Raw genomic sequence first — 18,990 nt, forward strand, 5'->3', positions numbered from 1 at the left:
GGCAGAGGGTGCGTTCAGCGAACTGCTGGACGTACTGCAAACTTGGTGAGGTCTCGTTGTCAGTGGGGTCTGTCACCCTCAGTGATGGTGGATTGCAAGATGTGTCTGCCGCTGTACGGCTTTAAGGAGGGGGCATGACCCACACGAAGGAACCCGAGCAGGTCGCCATCGAGGCGCGAGTGCCTGAGTTCACGTCGATCGAGATCTGCGCTGGGGCCGGCGGGCAGGCCATCGGTCTGCATCAGGCTGGCTTCGGGCACCTGGCCCTGGTCGAGATCGACAGATACGCCGTGGCCACACTGCGCGAGAACATCGAGGTGCACCCGAAGTGGGACTGGGAACGCGACAACTGCGATGTCCTCTGCCAAGACGTACTGGAGTTTGAGCCCGAGCGCGATCTGCAGAAGAGCGCCGGCCTCTATCGCCGCGGTGAGGTCGACTTGCTGGCAGGTGGCGTGCCCTGCCCCCCGTTCTCTCATGCTGGCAAGCAGCTCGGGGAAGACGACGAACGTGATCTCTTCCCTCGCATCCTGGCTCTTGCTGGGCAGATCCGTCCTCGCGCCGTGATGATCGAGAACGTCCGTGGACTCATGGATGCCAAATTCGATGACTACAGGTCACGGATCCGGGCCAGCCTGGAGGAGATGGAGCCGACCAGCGATGGCCTGCCCGGCTACGAGGTTGTGAGCTGGGAGGTGTACGAGGCGGAGAAGTTCGGTGTCCCACAGCTTCGGCCCCGTTCCATCCTCGTTGCCTTCCGCAGGGATGTGCTCAAGGACCTGAAGTATGAAGCTCCTGCACCCAGCGCCGAGAGGGTGTCGGTCTACAAGGCGCTGGAGAAGACAATGCGGGAGCGTATCCAGCCGTTCGAGAAGGGGCCTCTGGCCGCCCAGGCGCGGCGAGTCTTCGAGGAATGGAAGGAGGCCGCCGACAAGGACGTGGCTCCTACTCTCGTCGGCGGCTCCAAGAAGCACGGCGGCGCCGATCTCGGTCCCAGCCGTGCAAAGAAGGCGTGGCGAGCGCTGGGGGTCTCGGGCATGGGCGTAGCCAACGCCCCCGTGGACGGTAAGCCGACGGGTACCGAGGACAGGGACCTGTTCGGCGCCCACGGTCCGATGCTCACAGTGCGTCAGGCCGCGATCATTCAGGGGTTCCCGACACGCTGGGACTTCAGCGGCGGTAAGACGGCTCAGTACCGGCAGGTTGGTAACGCATTCCCGCCGCCTGTGGCACGGGCAATCGGCGAATCAATCATCGAGGTGCTGAAGGCGGCTCGGGAGCGCGATCAGAAGAAGGGCTAGTTGTCCGGCTTCCCTTTCGGGGCTGCGCTGCGGCGCTTATCGACTTCGGCCGCGATGCGTGCGGCGCAGTCCTCGGAAGGCTCATGCTCCCAGAACCGGAGCACCGTCCAGCCCGCCTCTTCCAACCGCTGGTCGGTGTCCCGGTCTCGGGCCATGTTCCGGGCGACCTTGTCGGACCAGTAGCCCGGGTTGGTCTTCGGCGGTACGTAGTGCACGGGGCAGCCGTGCCAGTAGCAGCCGTCGATGAAGACGGCCACCTTCGCCGGACGGAAGACCATGTCGGCAGTCCGGCGAAGGTCGGGAAGAGGCCTGGCCGCTACCCGATAACGGAGCCCCTGCGCGTGGACGAGCCGTCTGATCAGGCGCTCAGGTGTCGTATCGCGGCTGCGGATAGCCTGCATGTTGCGTCGGCGGGCAGCCGATGAGGCCCAGGAACCCACAGGGGGTTCCCATGGCTCGTTGCTGGCCATCCTGCCTCCTCAACCTCCCCGGTCGGGCCTGCTTGGTCAGTCTTCTTCTTCGCCAGTGACCTTAGGGAGGCGCGGTGCCGTTTCCTTGGGATCATCTGAAGTGGCAAGCACCCAGCGACGTCCCTCCAACTCGACCGACGGACGGCTGCCGTGATGGGGCTTGGCTTCAGCTAGCCGGAAGCTTACAAACTCTCCCCGCTGTGGCACTTCGGCCCCGACCTGCTGTGCGATGGCCCGGTGCTTGCTGTAAGGGCCAGCGATTACGATGCCTTCCTTCCGCAGCACCGTTCGAGCCCGGTACTCCCCCTCCCGGATACGTGCCATGTAGTCGAGTTGTTGCGCTGCGGTACGAACGGCGCCGCGCCCAATGCGGCGATTCTGTACCCTTCTGAACAATTCGATGACTCGCCGCTGACCTTTACCCGGTCCTTCGAGGAGGATTTGTTTTCGTGTGGATTCTGGGAGGTGCAGAAGAACATTCTGAGGAAGTTTCGCCTCGTGCCAGATCCAAAGTACTTTGCTCTTTCGGTACTCTGCTTTCAGTGTCAGCTTCTTGTCGCGATTGCTGCCCGTGTTGAGCCACTCTTCTCGCACTCGGAAAAGTCCGGCACTCCAGCAGCTCTTGTAGTCGTCCGCCCACACCAAGAGACAGAGGTAGCCCACAGCTTCTGGCGGTATCATCCATCCGCCGAAATCCTGAGAGAACTTGCAGTCAACGTCGATGCCGAGGATCCGGTAGTCCATAGGGTGTTTACTGTCGTCACCGACGTCCCCGCCGTCGGCGAATCGAAACTCCCGTTGCAGATTGATTTCTACAAGGGTGCCGGCGTGAGTTTTTTCGGTCTTGAAGAGCTGCTTCCAGGCGAACCGTCCCGTAGCCTCTCCGTTGAGCAGCTGGTCGATTGTTTCGCGGAGGACAGAAGCGAATCGTTGCCCAGTCGGATCGAGGGAGCGTATATGCTCAGCGACTTCCTTGAGTTCGGGATCCAGTTTTAGAAGTTCTTGGTTGGCGATCCAGGTCGCAGCTTTTGCGTCGTCTGCTTCGAACGGTAGCAAATTGTCATCCCTGTGCGACTAACGTGACACTGGCGGCAAGCTGGGGTGCAGGCTAACTAGCCGGAATCGTAGCGTCGTTGAGGTGACGGGAGTCCTTCGCGCGGAATCGCACGAGACGTCGGTCCCCGCTCATGGCGGATGCCGGCGGAATCAGGGTGAAGGCCATCACGATCTTTGACGGGTCAGCCGAGCCGTTGCGTACCACGGCGTGGACGTCGCTGTGGCTGTCACCGTCGACGACCGGGTACAGAAGGATGACCCCGGTGGTGGGGCCGACTCCGGCATTCTGGTCCGGGTGCAGGCCGAGTGCTGGGGCCGCGTTGTCGATGAGATGCTGTGCGGCCGTGCGGTGCTCAACGCTGGCAATGCGGCCGAAGGACGTCTTGCCTGCCTGCCGCTTCCGTCGGACCAGGGACAGCGGGACGGAACCGAGGATGCCTGCTTCGACACGCTTGTTCGAGGCCAGTCGCGGCGATACGAGCAGCCAGTCGTCGACTGTGGCCAGCGAGCCGTCGAGCTGCCTCAGATATGTCAGGTGGGGGTCGAAGTATCGCGGGCGCTCCCACTCAAGTTGGGAGAGCACGTCCAGGAGATCAGCGTGAGGGATGATCCCGGTGAGTGCTTCGAAGGTGCGCGTCAGCGAACTGGAGCTGTCCGGCGGATTGCTGAAGGACACCGGCGTCGTGCCGAGCCTGTCCAGCAGCGGCCGCCAGCGCTCCGTGTTCCGCTTGTGAGCCGCGCTGTTGTCGAGCGGGTACGAAGCAGGCTCGATGGGGCGCCCAGGAGACCGGATCTCCACAAGTTCCGCGTTGAACATTTTGTTCCGTGCGGACGGCCTGACCCAGGGCAGGTGCTGTGCGACCAGAGGAGGCACCTCCATGGGCGTCAGCTGGGGCTGTCCGTCGACCACCACCGCATATCGGGCCAGCTGCTCTCGGAAGGTTTCCTCGTCCCGGCAGATCGCTTCGTACGCCTCGTACAGATCTGCGGTCTTGTTGCGGCCGAAGGGCTCATCCCGCCCGATGTAGAGCCTCACCAGGTCCCGGTACCCCGGCCTGAACCCGAACCAACGCCCCATCTGCATCAGCGTGTCTGCCTGCTGAGTGGTGCGCCGGTAGTAGGTGATGGTCAGGCCCTCCACGGTGAAGCCACGCGATAGCTTCGTACCGCCGACCAGGATCTTCCAGATATGCGGAGTCCTGTCGAAGTCGAGGTCGAGCTGATCGAAGTAGCTGTCGCTGTCGCCGTTCACGACGATGACCGGCTGGCCGTTCGAACCGATGCGTCGCCGTGCCTCGCTCACGTATGGGCGCAGCTCTTCGTAGGACGCCGGCGCGGGGAGATCAGACGCACGTGCCTCGCTCACCGGGATGAAGTCTGCTGCCCATAGAGAGGCAAGACGCTCATGGCCAGCCGAGGAGCTGTATCCCGCTTGGTGCCACATGGAGTTGATGCGCAACGCGAGTTCGGCGTGATCGTCCTTGCGTACGGACTGATGCACAAGCATCGTGTGGTGCCGGAACGGGGCTTCCGCAACACCGTGAGCGGCTCGGTAGAGCTTGAGGGCACCCGACAGAACGAAGGCATCCATAGCTTCTTGGAGGCGGTCACCGGTGGAGTCATAGATACCCCGGACATGTGCCTTCTCCTGCGAGTTGGCGAATGTCCGCTCGTCTTCCGCCACCGGCGAGTCCAGATCGTGGAAGTCATGAGCGCCCATGTATCCGGCCGGGCGGGGGAGCGAGATCAGGAATTCACTCGGGAAGATGTCCTCTTCGTCTCCGGGGTCAACAAAAACGTTGGCGAAAGGGGTTGCCGTATACCCCACGTACTGCGCCCGCGGGAGCAGCTTCAGCAGCTGCGAGATCAGCCCGTTGATAGCGGTGCGCTCGGTGCTGCCGGCCTCCCACTTCTTCGGGTCCAGGGTGTTCACGGAAGCCTGGTCGGACTCGTCGTCGATGATCAGGGCAGGAAGTTCACCGAGGAGGCCGTGAATCTGCTTGAGGTCCTTGACGAGTTTGGTGAGGACAGGCTTGTTCTTCTTCACCACCAGCACTCGGGCCGCGGCGTGATGGAGGTTCGCCGGCGCATGCAGGGGGCGAGTCGGTTCGCGCTTCTCGAACTCCAGGGCGCGGATGCCCTGGGCAAGGCTCTTGTAGTCCTTGTCCCGGGTCGTCAAGCGTTCGATGTCGAAGGCGCCCAGGGTTGAGGGGCGCCCGCCGTGCTGGACGAAGTCGGGCCAGTCGGCGTCGTCGTCGCTGACGTAGTCGACGCCGACGAGGGAGTCCAAGTCGTTGATGTCGGCGCCCCGCAGGATGTTCTCCTGGCCGATCAGCTCCATGTCGAGGCGGCGCTGGGTTTGTGCGCGCAGGAGGTTGAGCGTTCCGCCGAGGACGATGACGAGGCGGTAGCCGGCGTCGATCGCCTTTGCGGTGACTCCAGTGAAGTTGGCCGTCTTGCCCGACTGGACATATCCCACGACCAGCCCCTTAGCCTGGCGGGCTGCGGACTGTTCGGGATCGGTAAGGCGTTCGACGACCGCTCGGCTCGCCTCGTCCAGGCTGGCTATTGCCGCGTCAGACCAGCCCTTGGCACGGAGCTTTCCTTCGTACGACTTCCAGTAGAAGGAACGGGCAGCCCTTCGCTCCGCGGTGTACCAGGGGGTGAACTCGCGAGTGATCACAGTGGGGCCGGCAAGCTTCGCGACGGGAACGGCATGGTCCAGCGCCTTCCGGAGGTCGCTGCCGAATTTGAGCCGGTCGTAGACGACCGCCCGTCGTTCGTCGGTGCGGGCAGGGGTGCCCAGCGCCCAGTGAGGTTCTTCCGCGAAGTCCCATGCGGTGAGATGGCGGCTCCAGAGGGCTGTGAGTGCCTCGTTCGCGCTGACCAGACTTTCGTGGAAGCGCTCTTCGCTGAAGTCGGCGTCCGGATAGTCCTCGTCAGCGGCTAGCGCGGCCCAGCGCTCGAAATGCTTGGGGCTGCTGATCATGCCTGCCAGAGCGGAAGCATGGATGTCCAGCAGAACGTCGGCTGGGGTAGAGCTCATGTGCGGGCCTCAATCAGCGGTTGGCGGGGAAGGGAGGGGCCATCGTGAGTGCATGCGGCGGTCATTGGAATGTCTGCGTGCGCCGAGCGCGATGTGCTTCCGCAGAAGCCAGAAGGATGGTGTTCCAGTAGTCCACGCGGTCCTGGCGGCTGCGCTCCCATCTTCCGAGGCCGAAACAGTCCTCAAGGAGCAAGTACAGCAGGGTTTTTGTGACCGGAGCGTCGTTCGAGCCACCACGCCGCCCGTCGTTGAAGTCCTCGCGGAAGTCCTTGTTGAGGATGACACGGTTGTTCTCGCGGTCCAGGTCGAAGAAGCGGTCGCGGGGAAGCGCTGCCCAGGTGAACGTGATGGGTTCCTCGCCCCCCTTCTCCGGCAGTTCTTCCTTGATCACCCGCTTCACCTTCGGATCGATCCCCTTGCCGGGAGGAGTAACCGGCTTACGGACGACTTCCGTGCGCCTAGAGCCGTCGCGATAGGCGGCCTCGGCGTCATCGAGGTACTGATGGAACGTGTTGGCACTGGAATCCACCGCCTTGTCGATGCCGAGAGTGAAGGCGGGCGTGACCGTGATCCTTTCCTTCTTCACGTCGAGGCTCAAGACGCTGTTCTCGTGTGCGGGGAGGTCCACGGCCACCCGGGCTAGGACGAGGTGTCCTTCGGGGTTGCGCAGGCCATTCCAGCCTCCCGCCTGGACGAGGCGGTCGTTCCGGTAGAAGTAGAAACCCTGGCGCTCTGCGAGCGCACCGATCTGCCGGAAGCCCGCCTGCTTGGACTTCGCCGGCCAGATGTGGGCCGTCAGGCGCATGTCCCCGATGCCCTCCACGGGCGCGGTGAACTGCCTCGGATAGCCCTTCCTTCCAGGCACCTTGTACCCGAAGGGGTCCAGCGCCTCTACGGCGATGTGGTCGACTTCTTCGCCGAGCTCGTTCGCGCTGCTGCTCACATCCCATACCGCGATGTCCAGTTGAAGACCGCGCTGCAGAAAGCGGTGCAGGTAGAGACCGAGGTGGGTCTCCAGGCGGGCGATCGCCTGGGACAGATATCGGTCGCCCTGTCCGGGCGTCACTGTCTCGAACGCGCGCACCTGATCCCACCGCACGACTGTGCCGTGCCACTCGATGATGCCGTCGTACCGGTCGACGAGATCCTGTGCATAGCGAGGGTCGACGGTGTCACAACGGAAGCCGTCCTCAATCCCCTCCGCGGTGAGGCGGCGGCCCGCGGCACGGCTGCGTTTCGTGCGGCTGACTACAGTGAGGGACGAAGCATGCGAGAGGGATGCCGCCTTCAGGCCGGTGCCGTACATGCCGAGGGCATGGTCGCCGTAGCTGCGACGCCTTCCGACCGTCATCGCATCATCTAGCCCGGACTCGTCCATTCCCTTGCCGTTGTCGATGATCAGCAGGGTCAGGATCCGCTCGGCGTCACGCAGGAAGTGCACCACTATCTTGTCTGCGCCTGCGTCGATCGAGTTGTCGATCAGGTCCGCTACGGCTACTTCGAAGCCGTAGCCCTGATTGGTCAGTGCTCTGCCATAGCCGGCGTCCGGCGGCAGATGCGTGCTGCCGGACGTGGGGACGTCGTACTGCCAGACGGTGCCGGGCTCGTAGGGCATCGGTTCCTCAAGTGCACAGGTCAGGGCTACTCCGGAGGCGTCGCCCTTCAGCTCAGACGGTAAATGTGACCGTACTGCAAAGGTGGGACATAGGAGGAGGTAGAACGTTGAAGTGGGTCGATAAGTCCCTTATCTGTCCTGCGTTTTGGTGTGATGGGAACAATCGATTGAAAAGGGGCGGAGTGTTTGCCCGCAGCTCATGGACAGACCTGCGGGCATGCGCTGCGGACGGCTCGGGCCGCAAGATCAGGTTCTGGGCGCGGATATCCGACCCCGTCTTCTGCCTGGTCGGCGTTGGCCGCCCGCTTCCTTGCACTGTCGTGCCTCCGCGGCCTGCCTACAGGGCGACAGCGTCGCCCTCGGAGAGGGCCCCTCCGCCACCCTTGACCCAGGCCGCTCCAGCACGGGTGAGAAGCGAGCGGGCGGCCCGGGGAAAGTGGGCGGCAGAGGCGTAGGGGCAGACGCGCGTCGTCCATTGGGCCGGGATCGGAGGCGCGTCTGCCTGTGGTGGTATGCCGGGGTCGCTGAGCGGCCGCAAGGGCGCTCCGGTGTACGGGCGTTGCAGCGCGAGGCGACTACGCCCCGTGACACCCCTCATAAACCCGCCCCGACCCACACCAACACTCCGCCCCCCGCTGCGGCGGCCACTCCACAGCGCGCCCGCGGGCCGCAAGTGTCGTCGCGTACTGCGGGAGCAGGTCCGTGTCGGACGGGGACGTGGCCTCCGAGGCTGCGAAGGCCTCGTACGACGGCACTGTGCCCGTGACGATGCCGAGGTTCGGCGTGCCGCTGGCGGCCAGTTCGCGCAGGGAGGCCTCTATGGTCGCGAGGTGGGCCTCGTGGGAGGGGTATTCGTCGGCCAGCGTGGGATAGGCGCCCACCAGCTCCCTCAGCTCGTCCTCCGGCCAGTGCAGGACCGCCACCGGGAACGGGCGGGACAGGGCCTCCCGGTAGGTGCCGAGCTCCGCGCGCAGGCGGGAGATCTCCGCCTCCAGTTCCGCCGGGTTGTCCGAGCCCAGGGACCACACCCGCTTGGGGTCGTGCAGTTCGTCCAGGGGGACCGGTGACGAGGAGAGGGTGTCGGCCAGGACGTCCCAGTCGTCGTGCGCCACTCCGAGCATGCGGCGCACCCGGTGGCGGCCGAACAGCAGTGGGTGCGTCGAGTACGGGGGTTCCGCCCCGTCCGTCAGCAGCAGCCGGGCGCCCTCCGAGAACATCTCGTGGGCCGCTTCCAGCTCGTCGTGCGCCTCCAGGGACTCCGCCACGATCACCCAGGGCGCCGGGTCGCGGGGTGCTGCCGCACGGATGCCGGTGATGATCGCGCGGGCCTCGGCCTCGTGGCCGTACTCCCAGAGGTTGGAGGCCTTCAGGGCCCGTACCAGATAGGGGTTCTCCAGGCCGTCCGCGGAGGAGAGCAGGCGGTCGTAGAGGGTGGTCGCGGCGGGGCGGTCGCCGGACAGCTCCAGGTGGGCCGCGGCCTGGAGGAGCAGGGCCTCGGCGTCCTCGGGATACAGGCCGGCGGTTCGCTCCAGGCGGGCCGCTTCGGCGGTGTGGTCGACGTTCTCGGCAGGCGTGTCGGGGCGCATGAGGGAAACCGTACTGCCCATCGGTGACGATGAAGAGGTCTCTGCTGGTCAAGGGACGCCTCAGCGGCGAGGCACGGGCTCACGACGACTCAGCGGCGGGCTACCCGGCTCGCGTGCCGCCCAGGCCATCGTCAGCAGGCCGGCCAGCACGATGCCCGCGCCCACGTACAGCGGTGCCGTGTAGCCCAGCCCCGCGCTGATCGCCGCGCCGCCCAGCCATGCGCCGAGCGCGTTGCCCACGTTCGACGCCGAGACGTTGGCGGCGGCCGCGAGCGGGACTCCGTGGGCGGCGTCCGTGACGCGGGTGATCAGGCCCGGCACGGAGGCGAAGCCGGACACGCCCAGGAGGAAGGTGAGGAGTACGGCCGCCACCGGGCTGCCGGCCAGCAGGCCCAGCGCCAGGAGGGTCGCCGTGAGCGCGGCCAGGGACACCAGCAGGGCGCGGTCGCGGTTCCGGTCCGCCGCCCCGCCGCCCGCGATGTTGCCCACGACCAGTCCGCTGCCGTAGACCACCAGGAGCCAGGCCACGTCCGTGTCCGAAAACCCCGTGACCTCGGTGAAGGTGTACGCGATGTAGCTGAAGGCGCCGAACATCCCTCCGTAGCCGAGAGCCGTGGCGGTCAGGGTCAGCAGCACCTGGCGGGAGTGCAGGGATCGGAGTTGGGCCGGGAGGGCGGTGAGCTCGTCCTCGCCCGGGCCGGGTCTGCCCGCCCATCCCGGTACCAGTACCGCGATCGCCGCCGCCGCCACGACCCCGACCCCCGTGATCGCCCAGAACGTCGCCCGCCAGCCCCAGCGGTCGCCGATCAGGGCGCCGAAGGGGACGCCCAGTACGTTGGCCACCGTCAGGCCCGCGAACATCACCGCCACCGCCCTCGACGCCCGTTCCGGAGCGACCATGCGGCGCGCCACCAGGGAGCCGAGGCCGAAGAAGGTGCCGTGGCAGAGGGCGGCGACCACGCGGCCCAGGAGCATCACCCGGTAGCCGGGGGCGAGGGCGGACGTCATGTTCCCTGCGACGAACAGGACCACCAGGCCCGTCAGGACCGGTTTGCGGGGCAGCCTCGCCGTCGCGGCCGTCACCGCGATCGCGCCGACCGCGACGGTCAGGGCGTATCCCGAGATCAGCCGGCCCGCCGCGGCCTCGGAGACGTCGAAGTCGCGGGCCACCTGCGGCAGCAGTCCGGCGATCACGAACTCGGTCAGGCCGATGCCGAAGCCGCCGAGGGCCAGCGCGACCAGCCCGGCCGGCATACGGGCTGACCGTGGATGTGGACCGGCGGACGTATCGGCGGACCGCGGACCGGCCGGCATATCCGCGGACCGCGGACCGGTCGGCGTTCCGGCCCGCGCCCGCGCCCACACCCGCGCCCCCGCGTCGGAGTCCTCCCGCGTCAGATCGTCACTCCGTCGATCTGCAGGGTCTGCACCGCCTTGCCCGCCACCGACACCGCCACGGACTTCCCGCTGAGGTAGGTGTCCGAGTACGACCGGTAGAGGTCGCCGCCCGTCGTCACCGTGTTCCAGCGCGGCACCAGGCCGCCCGAACCGCCGGTCACCGTCGTGAACTTGGAGAGGTCGAAGGTGAACGTCTGCGCGGACGTGGAGGTGTTCAGGGCCACGATCACCAGGCGCCTGGCCGAGGAGTCGTAGGCGGCCACGGCGTTGCTCACGCCCGTGTCGAGGATCTTCATGCCGGGTCGGATGTGGCGGCTGAACTGGGCCATTGTGTAGTACTTCGTCTGCACCGCGCCCGCCTGCAGCGTGCTCGCGTCGTACGCGATCATCGCCCAGTTGGTGGAGGGGTCCATGACCTGCCAGTAGACCCAGGCGGTCGGGTGCAGCCAGCGGAAGTCGTAGAGGAGGTTGAAGGCGAGGGTGTAGCCGGTGCCGTCGTTGTCGCCGGTCTCCGAGTTCCACAGGGCCTTGCCCGCCGTGGTGACGACGTCGGTGTAGAGCAGGTCGCGGCGACCGCCGGAGCCCTGGTAGCCATGGACGTTGACCCGGTTCACGTACCCCTTCGTCGTCGAGCTGAAGGAGTTCCAGGTGGTGCGGGCCAGGTCGTAGCTCGTCTCGTCGGACGCGGAGATCTTGGTGCCCGTCAGGCCGCGCTTGTCCAACTCGCTGCGCAGGTACGGCAGTACGGCCGACTGGACCGTCGCGTCCATGTGGCAGCCCTCCTGGGTGCCGGTGGCCGTCCACCACGACGAGGAGGGCTCGTTGAAGGCCTCGACCGTCGCGAAGTTCACGCCCCAGTTGTTCTTGGCGTAGAGCGCGACCGCGGCGAGGTGGGAGGCGTGCTGGCGGTAGTTCCAGGACTGGAGGTTGTTGCCGCCGTCGGAGGCGCCGGAGGGGTTGTGGTTCAGACACATCCACCACATGGGGGAGTTGGCGAAGAGCTCGGTGGTCGCGCCGCGGGCCACCGCCTTCGTCAGCATCGCGCGCTGGGTGGCGTCCGCCGTCCACTTCCAGGCCGAGGAGGTGGGGTCCTCGTTGTTCCAGTCCTGCCAGTAGCCCTCGATCTGCTTGAAGGAGGGGATGTTGGCGGAGGCGACCATGCTCGCGCCGCTCACGCTGTTCCAGCTGCAAGCGCCCAGGTTGTAGCGGGCGATGTTCAGGCCGAGGCCGGGGAGCGAAGTGCCGTTGTAGGTCGTCGACTTGGTGGTGAAGAAGATGTCGGCGAAGTCGTCCCGGGCGCCGAAGACGTTGGCCCACCAGGCCAGGGAGGTGCCCCAGCCCTCCCAGGTGCCGTAGGAGGTGCCGGGGGAGACGGCGATCGCGGCGTCGGCGCGTGCGGTGCCGGTGGCGAGGGCGCTGCCCAGGACGGCGCCGCCGGCCGCTGTCAGCAGGGTTCTGCGTCGGATCATGGCTTCTGCTCCGCTTCGTTCGACGGGTGTTCGGGCCGGTCCCTGAGCCGGCGCGCGACCCGGCGGGGTGGCGTGTCCCGTGCATGCCACGACGAAGCATCGGGTGTGCCGCGTGGGGTTGTCGAGGGTTGCGACAGCACTTTCTAAAACCTGTGTACGAAGGGTCGAACGGCGCCTGGCGCTGGTGAGTTGAAGGCCCTGCGCCTATCGTGCGGGCGGCTCGGTGCCGGGCCGGGAGGCGAGGCGTGCGGATGCGGGTTCCCGTCGTGCAGCACAGCGGCCTGCGGCGGTCGCTCCGGCGGCGCCGTGCGCTGTGGACCGGTGGCGAGGTCCTCGTCACCGCGGGCCTGGTGCTTCTGCTGCTGGTCGTGCATCAGCTGTGGTGGACCAACCGTGAGGCCAGGCGCGGCGCCGAGCACAAGGTGCAGGCGCTGGAGCGGGAATGGGGTGCCGCCGACGGAGGGGGTCACGGGGGCTCCGGTACGGCCGCCTCGTCGCCGCCGGCCCGGGAGGCGGGCGGCGCCCGTGTCCGCGGACAGGCCGGCACCGTCCGGCCCTCACGCCCCGTCCGGTCCCAGGCCTACGCCGTCCTCGTCATCCCCCGCCTCGGTCTGCGCGTCCCGGTCGCCGAGGGCGTCAGCAAGCAGAACGTCCTGAACAAGGGCTACGTCGGCCACTACATCGGCACCCAACAGCCGGGCCAGGCGGGCAACTTCGCGGTCGCGGGGCACCGCAACACCCACGGCGAGCCGTTCCGGTACATCAACCGGCTGCGGCCGAAGGACCTGGTGGAGGTGGAGACGAGCGGCGCGACCTACACGTACGCCGTCGACCGGACGCTGCCGCAGACCTCGGCGCGTGACTCCGGGGTCGTACGGGCGATTCCGCGCTCCGTCGTCAGGCCCGGGTACGGGTACAGCGAGCCGGGCTACTACATCACGCTGACGACCTGCACACCCGAGTTCACGTCCCGCTACCGCCTGGTGGTGTGGGGCAGGCTCGTCTCCATGCGTCCGCGGTGAGGACGGCCGCCGCCTACGACCCGGTCGACCGGCGCGCCACGGCCGTGCCCGGTCGTCTCCTTGCGCCCGCGGGGAAGACGGCCGCCCACGGCCCCAACACCAAGCACGCCCCGGCCGGCCCCGGCCACCCGGATCGCCGGCCCCGGCCACCCGAGTCCCCCCTCACGCCCGCTCCCGCAGCCCCACCACGGCCACCGCCGCCACCAGTGCCAGTACCGCCGACACCGTCATCGCGACGTCGGCGCCGTGGCCCGGGCCGCCGCCCGACGACGTGACGATCGCGATGGTCAGGGCGACGCCGGCGCAGGAGCCGATGTAGCGGAAGGTCTGCTGGGCGCCGGACCCCATGGCGGCGCGGGCCGTCGGTACCGACTCCACCGCCAGCAGGGGCAGGGCTGCGTTCAGCAGGCCGCTGCCGATGCCGCCGACGATCAGGCCGGGCAGCAGGCGGTGCCAGGAGCCCGAGCCGATGGCGCCCAGCATGGTCAGGACGCCGACCGCGTGCAGGACGAAGCCGACCGCCAGTTGCCAGCGGGTGGGGACCCGGCCCGCCAGCCGCTTGGCCTGAAGGGCCACCCCGAAGGACAGGCCCGACCAGAGCAGGAGCAGCCAGGCCGTGTCCATCGCGGACAGCCCGAGCACCTGCTGGAGCAGCGCCGGCACGAAGCTGAACAGGCCGATCACCGCGAGGCCCGTGAACAGCCCGCTCACGGAGGAGGCCAGGAAGCGGGGGTGGCGGAGCAGGGAGAGGTCGATCATGGGGGTCGTCGTACGGCGCTCCAGCCACGCGAAGACGCCCACCAGGACGACGGCCGCCAGCAACAGCGCGCCCACCTGCGGACGCAACCAGCCGTCCCGGCCCAGTGTGAGGGCGGCGACCAGGGAGACCAGTGCCAGCCCGAAGGTCAGGGCGCCCGAGATGTCCGGTCGTCCGCCTCTCGGGGAGCGCGACTCCGACAGGGGGCGCACGCTAGCCGCGGCCACCGCCAGGGTCGCCGCGCCCAGTACGCCGTAGGCCACCCGCCAGCCGGGCAGCGCGGCCGCCACCAGCGGGCCGACCGCGATCCCGCCGCTGACGAAGGCTCCCCACACGCCGGTCGCGTGCAGCCGGCCGCGCGGGCTGGGGAAGGCGTGCACCAGCAGGCCCAGGCTGCTCGCCAGGATCGCCGCGCTCGCCGCGCCCTGGGCGATGCGGGCCAGCGTGAACTGCCAGGTGGAGGAGGACAGCGCGCCGAGGGCCGTGGTCAGGCCGAGGGTGAGGGTGCCCAGCAGGAAGATCCTGCGCCGGCCGTAGTCGTCGGCGAGGCTGCCGGCCACCAGCAGCAGGGCGGCCAGGCCCAGCGGGGTGCCGTTGAGGAGCCAGGCCTGGGCGGAGAGCGAGGTGTGCAGGGCGGCCGCGGTGTCGGGGAGCGTGACCATCGGCGCGGTGTACGTCATCAGGGTCACGGCCGTCGCCGCGCTGGTCAGCGCGAGTGTGGCGCGTGGGTGCGGGGGCGCCTCCGCGGAGGCCGCCGGTGTCTGCGCGCGCTGCACGGTGGGCGCGTCGGTCCGCGCGAGAGTTCGTTCATTGAACCTAGCCATGCCGAGAACCGTAGCACTCAAGGTTCGTTCATTGAACCTACGGGTGGAAAATGGTTACAGTGGGCGCCATGGCACTGGGCAAGGACTACGCGACACAGGAGTGCTCCATCGCTCGCGCGCTGGAGATCATCGGCGAGCGCTGGACCCTGCTCGTCGTCCGCGACGCGCTGTACGGCGTCCGGCGCTACAACGACTTCCTCGTCCACCTCGGCATCCCCCGCGCGGTCCTCGCCGCCCGCCTGCAGACGCTGACGGCGGAGGGAATCCTCGAGAAGCGCCGCTACCAGGACTCGCCGCCGCGCGACGAGTACGTCATCACCGAGCGCGGCATCGCCCTGTGGCCGACGCTGCGCTCCCTCGGCCGCTGGGGCCGCGAGCACTTCGCCGAGGAGAAGCTGCGCGTCTTCCGGCACGCCGACTGCGGCACCGAACTCGGCTCGTACGGCGAATGCCCCGCCTGCGGAACCGTCGTACCGGTCGCAGACGTCATCATGGAACCGGGGCCCGGACTGAGCCGGGACCCGGCGGACCCCGTCAGCCGGGCCCTGCTCGCACCGAAGAGGCTCCTGGAGCCCATCGAGACCGGTCAGGTATAACCGACGGCAGGGAATGCGGCCGTACGGGAAAGGGAGGGGGAGCCATGATCCGCGACCGGATCGGCGCGCGTCCCCTCGCCGTGCTCGTCCTGCTGCTCCTGCAGATCGCCCTGTTCGACACCGGCACCCTCGCCACCACCGTCGCGCTCGCCGCCACCGCAGCGGCCGGCTCCGCGCTCGCCGCCTGCGCCCTGGTCGCCGCGCGCTGCGCCCCGGCCGTACCGCCCACGCGGGTGCGCACGGCGATCCGGGACCGCGCCCGCCGTACCGCCTTCCTGCCGCAACGCGACCCCGACGCCAGGGGGCGCACCCGTCCCCGGGCCCCGGGACACGCCCTTCCGGCGACCGTCGCGTAGGGCATCCACACCTCTCACCGGCCCTCGCGCGGTCGTCATGCCGCCTGCACCAATCCGTTCCGGCATGACCCTCGGAGGGCTCACCCATGTCCGTCTTCACCGTCTTCGCCCAGCTCGTCGAAGACCTCGCCGACCTGCTCCAGCCGCTGTTCGGCGCCACCGCGGCAGCGACCGCGATCGTCCTGTTCACCGCGCTCGTACGACTCCTCGTCCACCCCCTGTCCCGGGCCGCCGCCCGCGGGCAGAAGGCACGCACCGCGCTGCAGCCGAAGATCGCCGAACTGCGCAGGAAGCACGCGAAGGATCCGCAGAAGCTGCAGCAGGCGGTGCTGGAGCTGCACGCCGAGGAGAAGGTGTCGCCGCTGTCCGGATGTCTGCCCGGGCTGCTGCAGCTGCCCGCGTTCTTCCTGCTCTACCGCCTGTTCTCCAGCACCAGCATCGGCGGGGAGACCAACGCCCTGCTGAACCACCAGCTGTTCTCCGCGCCGCTGGGCGGCCGCTTCGCCGACGCGCTGGGCGGGGGCGGGCTGCTGGGGACGGCGGCCCTTGTGTACCTCGGGCTGTTCGCGCTCGTCACGGCCGTCGCCGCCGTCAACTACCGGCGCACCAGGCGGACGATGGCCGCGGCCGCCCCGGCCACGGTGGCGGACGGCGGGCAGCAGGTGCCGGGGCTCGGCGCGATGAACAAGGTCATGCCGTTCATGTCCTTCTTCACGCTCTTCACCGTCGCCGTGGTGCCGCTGGCCGCCGCGCTGTACGTGGTGACCAGCACGACCTGGAGCGCCGTCGAGCGGGCCGTCCTCCACTCCTGAGCCGGCCGGGCCAACGGTCCAGTCCGTGAACCGGGTATTGCGGAGTGGACGCCGACCTTGGACGATCGACCAGTCATCCGATGGCTGCACCCGTCGGAGGACCGCCCGCGATCGAGGGAGATAGTGACCATGAAGCTGCTGCGAGTCGGTACGGCCGGTGCGGAGAAGCCCGCGCTGCTGGACGCCGAAGGGGTCCTGCGGGACCTGTCCGGCGTCGTCGACGACATCGACGGCGCGCTGCTCGCCGACGACGCGGCGCTCGGCCGGATCCGCGCCGCCGCCGAGTCCGGTGAGCTGCCCGCACTGGACCCGGCCGGGCTGCGGACCGGACCGCCGCTCGCCCGGATCGGCAAGATCGTGTGCATCGGCCTGAACTACCACGACCACGCCCGGGAGACCGGGGCCGAGCCGCCCACCGAGCCCGTGATCTTCTTCAAGGCCGCGGACACGGTGGTCGGACCGAACGACACGGTGCTCGTGCCGCGCGGTTCGGTGAAGACCGACTGGGAGGTCGAACTGGCCGTCGTCATCGGGCGGACGGCGCGGTACGTGGAGTCGGCCGAGGCCGCGCTCGGACATGTCGCCGGGTACGCGGTCGCCCACGACGTGTCGGAGCGGGAGTTCCAGATCGAGCGGGGCGGCACCTGGGACAAGGGCAAGAACTGCGAGACCTTCAATCCGCTGGGTCCCTGGCTGGTGACGGCGGACGAGGTCGCCGACCCGCAGAACCTGTCGCTCAGGCTGTGGGTCAACGGGGAGCTGAAGCAGGACGGCACGACGGCCGAGCAGATCTTCCCCGTCGGCGAAGTCGTGCGCTACGTCAGCCAGTTCATGACCCTGTACCCCGGTGACGTCATCAACACCGGGACACCGGCGGGCGTCGCGCTCGGGCAGCCCGAGCCCAAGCCCTTCCTGCGCGCGGGCGACGTCGTCGAGCTCGAGATCGAGGGCCTGGGCCGGCAGCGCCAGGAACTGAAGGACGCCTAGCCGCCCCGCTGGGAGAAGCGGGAGAAGCGGGAGAACCGCGTGGCTCGTCGGCCGCGGCCGTGTGGCGGCCGGTCGCGCGGTTCCCCGCTTTCCTCAGGGGATTCAGCCCTTGTTCAGGAACTCCTCCAGGGCCTCCACCACGAACCGGTGGTCCTCCAACTGCGGGAGCCCGCTCACCGTCACCGCGCCGATCACTCCGACGCCCTCGACGTCGATCGGGAACGAGCCGCCGTGGGCCGCGTACCGGTCGGGGTCGAGGCGGGAGGAGTCCTCAAACGTCGTGCCCTTGGCCCGGAAACGGGCGCCCACCAGGTACGACGCCTCGCCGTAGCGCTCGACGACCCGGCGCTTGCGGCCGATCCAGGCGTCGTTGTCGGGCGTCGAGCCGGGCAGCGCCGCGTGGAAGAGCTGCTGGCCGGCGCGGTGGATGTCGATGGCGACGGGGGCCTGACGCTCCCGGGCCAGCTCGACGAGCAGCGACCCCAGGGCCCAGGCGTCCTCGTACGTGAACTGACGGAAGACCAGGCGCCGTTGCTGGGCCTGAAGCTCTTCCACCGACGGGGTGATCTCCGGGTGGAACTTCGGGGTCAGCTCGGTGTTGTGCGTCACAGCTTCACCACCACTCCGTCGCGGGCCGAACGGCGGGCCGCCTCGAGCACGTCGAGGGCCGCGGCCGCCTCGACGGCGGTCACCGGGTTGGCGCCGTCGTCGTCGAGGGCCCTGGTCACGGCCGCATAGTACGCGGGATAGTCCCCGGGAAGGGTCGGTACGGGCGTGCCGCCGCCGGTCGCCGGAGACTCCCCGGCGCCGATCGTGCCCCACGCCGACTCGGGCTCCCGTCCCCAGTCCGGGCCCGGGCGCTCGCCGTCCCGCAGCGCCGCCTCCTGCGGATCGAGCCCGTACTTCACATAGCCCGCCTTCGAACCCAGCACCCGGAAGCGCGGGCCGAGTTGGGTGGCCGTCGCGGAGACGTACAGGTGGGAGCGGACGCCGCTCGCGTGCGTGAGGGCGATGAAGGTGTCGTCGTCGGCCTCGGCACCGGGGCGGCGTACGTCCGACTCGGCGTAGACCTGCGTGGCGGGGCCGAAGAGGGTCAGGGCCTGGTCGACGACATGGCTGCCGAGGTCGTACAGGAGACCTCCGATCTCTGCCGGGTCGCCGGACTCGCGCCAGCCGCCCTTCGGCTGCGGCCGCCACCGCTCGAACCGCGACTCGAAGCGCCATACGTCGCCCAACTCGCCCTCGGCGAGCAGCCGCTGGAGAGTGAGGAAGTCGTTGTCCCAGCGCCGGTTCTGGAAGACGGACAGCAGCAGACCGCGGTCCTCGGCGAGGGCGGCGAGCTCGCGCGCCTCGGCGGCGGTGCCGGCGACCGGCTTGTCCACGACGACCGGGAGGCCGGCCCGGAGGGCGGTGGTGGCGAGCGGGACGTGCGTCCGGTTCGGGGAGGCGACGACGATCAGGTCCAGCTCGGCGGCGCGTTCGAACAGCTCGTCCGGGGTGGCGGCGACCCGCACCCCGGGATGTTCGGCGCGGGCCTGCTCCTGCCGCTGCGGATTGGAGGTGACCACCGTGTCGAGGGCGAGGCCCTCGGTGGCCGCGATCAGCGGGGCGTGGAACACGGAGCCCGCCAGCCCGTAGCCGACGAGGCCGACGCGGCGGGGAGAGGCAGTCGTACGAGTCATGCCGTCCACTTTC

General features: G+C 68.6%; 16 protein-coding genes. 6 read left to right on the forward strand and 10 right to left on the reverse strand.

Translation table 11 applies throughout. The annotated features are described in order from the left end of the window. Positions 1 to 134: 134 nt before the first annotated feature. Complete coding sequence (locus ACIGDI_RS00680) at positions 135 to 1,301, forward strand: DNA cytosine methyltransferase (RefSeq protein WP_399888514.1); 1,167 nt, start codon at positions 135 to 137, stop codon at positions 1,299 to 1,301. Here ACIGDI_RS00680 and ACIGDI_RS00685 read toward each other — a convergent pair. The 7 genes from ACIGDI_RS00685 to ACIGDI_RS00715 form a co-directional block, all read right to left on the reverse strand. After that, entirely contained in the window at positions 1,298 to 1,771 is a 474-nt protein-coding gene (locus ACIGDI_RS00685; RefSeq protein WP_399888517.1) for a very short patch repair endonuclease, read from the reverse strand. The genes ACIGDI_RS00680 and ACIGDI_RS00685 overlap by 4 nt on opposite strands. Before the next feature lie 36 nt (positions 1,772 to 1,807). Next, positions 1,808 to 2,827: a NaeI family type II restriction endonuclease gene (locus ACIGDI_RS00690; RefSeq protein WP_399888520.1), complete on the reverse strand. Its 1,020-nt coding sequence runs from the start codon at positions 2,825 to 2,827 to the stop codon at positions 1,808 to 1,810. Between the two features lie 52 nt (positions 2,828 to 2,879). Further along, complete coding sequence (locus ACIGDI_RS00695; RefSeq protein WP_399888523.1) at positions 2,880 to 5,873, reverse strand: Z1 domain-containing protein; 2,994 nt, start codon at positions 5,871 to 5,873, stop codon at positions 2,880 to 2,882. 61 nt (positions 5,874 to 5,934) lie between these two features. Continuing rightward, entirely contained in the window at positions 5,935 to 7,488 is a 1,554-nt protein-coding gene (locus ACIGDI_RS00700) for an ATP-binding protein (RefSeq protein ID WP_399888526.1), read from the reverse strand. A 575-nt stretch (positions 7,489 to 8,063) separates the two neighbouring features. Continuing rightward, positions 8,064 to 9,074 (reverse strand): hypothetical protein, encoded by a 1,011-nt coding sequence (locus ACIGDI_RS00705; protein ID WP_399888529.1) that lies wholly within the window; start codon positions 9,072 to 9,074, stop codon positions 8,064 to 8,066. Between the two features lie 60 nt (positions 9,075 to 9,134). Continuing rightward, positions 9,135 to 10,328, reverse strand: a complete 1,194-nt coding sequence (locus ACIGDI_RS00710; protein ID WP_399888532.1) for an MFS transporter — start codon at positions 10,326 to 10,328, stop codon at positions 9,135 to 9,137. Between the two features lie 140 nt (positions 10,329 to 10,468). Continuing rightward, the gene (locus ACIGDI_RS00715; protein ID WP_399888535.1) at positions 10,469 to 11,941 is read right to left on the reverse strand and encodes a beta-1,6-galactanase; all 1,473 of its coding nucleotides are present in this window, start codon (positions 11,939 to 11,941) and stop codon (positions 10,469 to 10,471) included. A 251-nt stretch (positions 11,942 to 12,192) separates the two neighbouring features. On the opposite strand from ACIGDI_RS00715, the gene ACIGDI_RS00720 reads away from it, so the two are divergent. After that, positions 12,193 to 12,963, forward strand: coding sequence for a class E sortase (locus tag ACIGDI_RS00720; RefSeq protein ID WP_399888538.1), 771 nt, complete (start codon positions 12,193 to 12,195; stop codon positions 12,961 to 12,963). A gap of 162 nt (positions 12,964 to 13,125) precedes the next feature. On the opposite strand, the gene ACIGDI_RS00725 is transcribed toward ACIGDI_RS00720, so the two are convergent. Beyond that, positions 13,126 to 14,544, reverse strand: a complete 1,419-nt coding sequence (locus tag ACIGDI_RS00725; RefSeq protein ID WP_399888540.1) for an MFS transporter — start codon at positions 14,542 to 14,544, stop codon at positions 13,126 to 13,128. 68 nt (positions 14,545 to 14,612) lie between these two features. Here ACIGDI_RS00725 and ACIGDI_RS00730 point away from each other — a divergent pair, with 68 nt between their 5' ends. The 4 genes from ACIGDI_RS00730 to ACIGDI_RS00745 all read left to right on the forward strand — a co-directional run bounded on the left by ACIGDI_RS00730 (position 14,613) and on the right by ACIGDI_RS00745 (position 17,295). After that, positions 14,613 to 15,140 carry a winged helix-turn-helix transcriptional regulator gene (locus ACIGDI_RS00730; protein WP_399888543.1) on the forward strand — a complete coding sequence of 176 codons (528 nt, stop codon included), beginning with the start codon at positions 14,613 to 14,615 and terminating at the stop codon, positions 15,138 to 15,140. Between the two features lie 44 nt (positions 15,141 to 15,184). Then, positions 15,185 to 15,496 carry a DUF6412 domain-containing protein gene (locus tag ACIGDI_RS00735; RefSeq protein WP_399888546.1) on the forward strand — a complete coding sequence of 104 codons (312 nt, stop codon included), beginning with the start codon at positions 15,185 to 15,187 and terminating at the stop codon, positions 15,494 to 15,496. An 86-nt stretch (positions 15,497 to 15,582) separates the two neighbouring features. After that, positions 15,583 to 16,308 carry a YidC/Oxa1 family membrane protein insertase gene (locus ACIGDI_RS00740; RefSeq protein WP_399888549.1) on the forward strand — a complete coding sequence of 242 codons (726 nt, stop codon included), beginning with the start codon at positions 15,583 to 15,585 and terminating at the stop codon, positions 16,306 to 16,308. A 129-nt stretch (positions 16,309 to 16,437) separates the two neighbouring features. Then, positions 16,438 to 17,295 (forward strand): fumarylacetoacetate hydrolase family protein, encoded by an 858-nt coding sequence (locus ACIGDI_RS00745; protein ID WP_200705887.1) that lies wholly within the window; start codon positions 16,438 to 16,440, stop codon positions 17,293 to 17,295. A 102-nt stretch (positions 17,296 to 17,397) separates the two neighbouring features. Here the strand turns inward: ACIGDI_RS00745 and ACIGDI_RS00750 are convergent, their stop codons facing one another. Together ACIGDI_RS00750 and ACIGDI_RS00755 are read right to left on the reverse strand one after the other, a co-directional pair. Next, positions 17,398 to 17,904 carry a heme-degrading domain-containing protein gene (locus tag ACIGDI_RS00750; RefSeq protein ID WP_399888552.1) on the reverse strand — a complete coding sequence of 169 codons (507 nt, stop codon included), beginning with the start codon at positions 17,902 to 17,904 and terminating at the stop codon, positions 17,398 to 17,400. Beyond that, the gene (locus ACIGDI_RS00755) at positions 17,901 to 18,977 is read right to left on the reverse strand and encodes a Gfo/Idh/MocA family oxidoreductase (RefSeq protein WP_399888555.1); all 1,077 of its coding nucleotides are present in this window, start codon (positions 18,975 to 18,977) and stop codon (positions 17,901 to 17,903) included. Before ACIGDI_RS00755 ends, ACIGDI_RS00750 begins: the two co-directional genes overlap by 4 nt. Positions 18,978 to 18,990 lie beyond the last annotated feature (13 nt).

Source organism: Streptomyces sp. NPDC085900 (genome assembly GCF_044540925.1).
GTDB lineage: Bacteria > Actinomycetota > Actinomycetes > Streptomycetales > Streptomycetaceae > Streptomyces > Streptomyces gilvifuscus.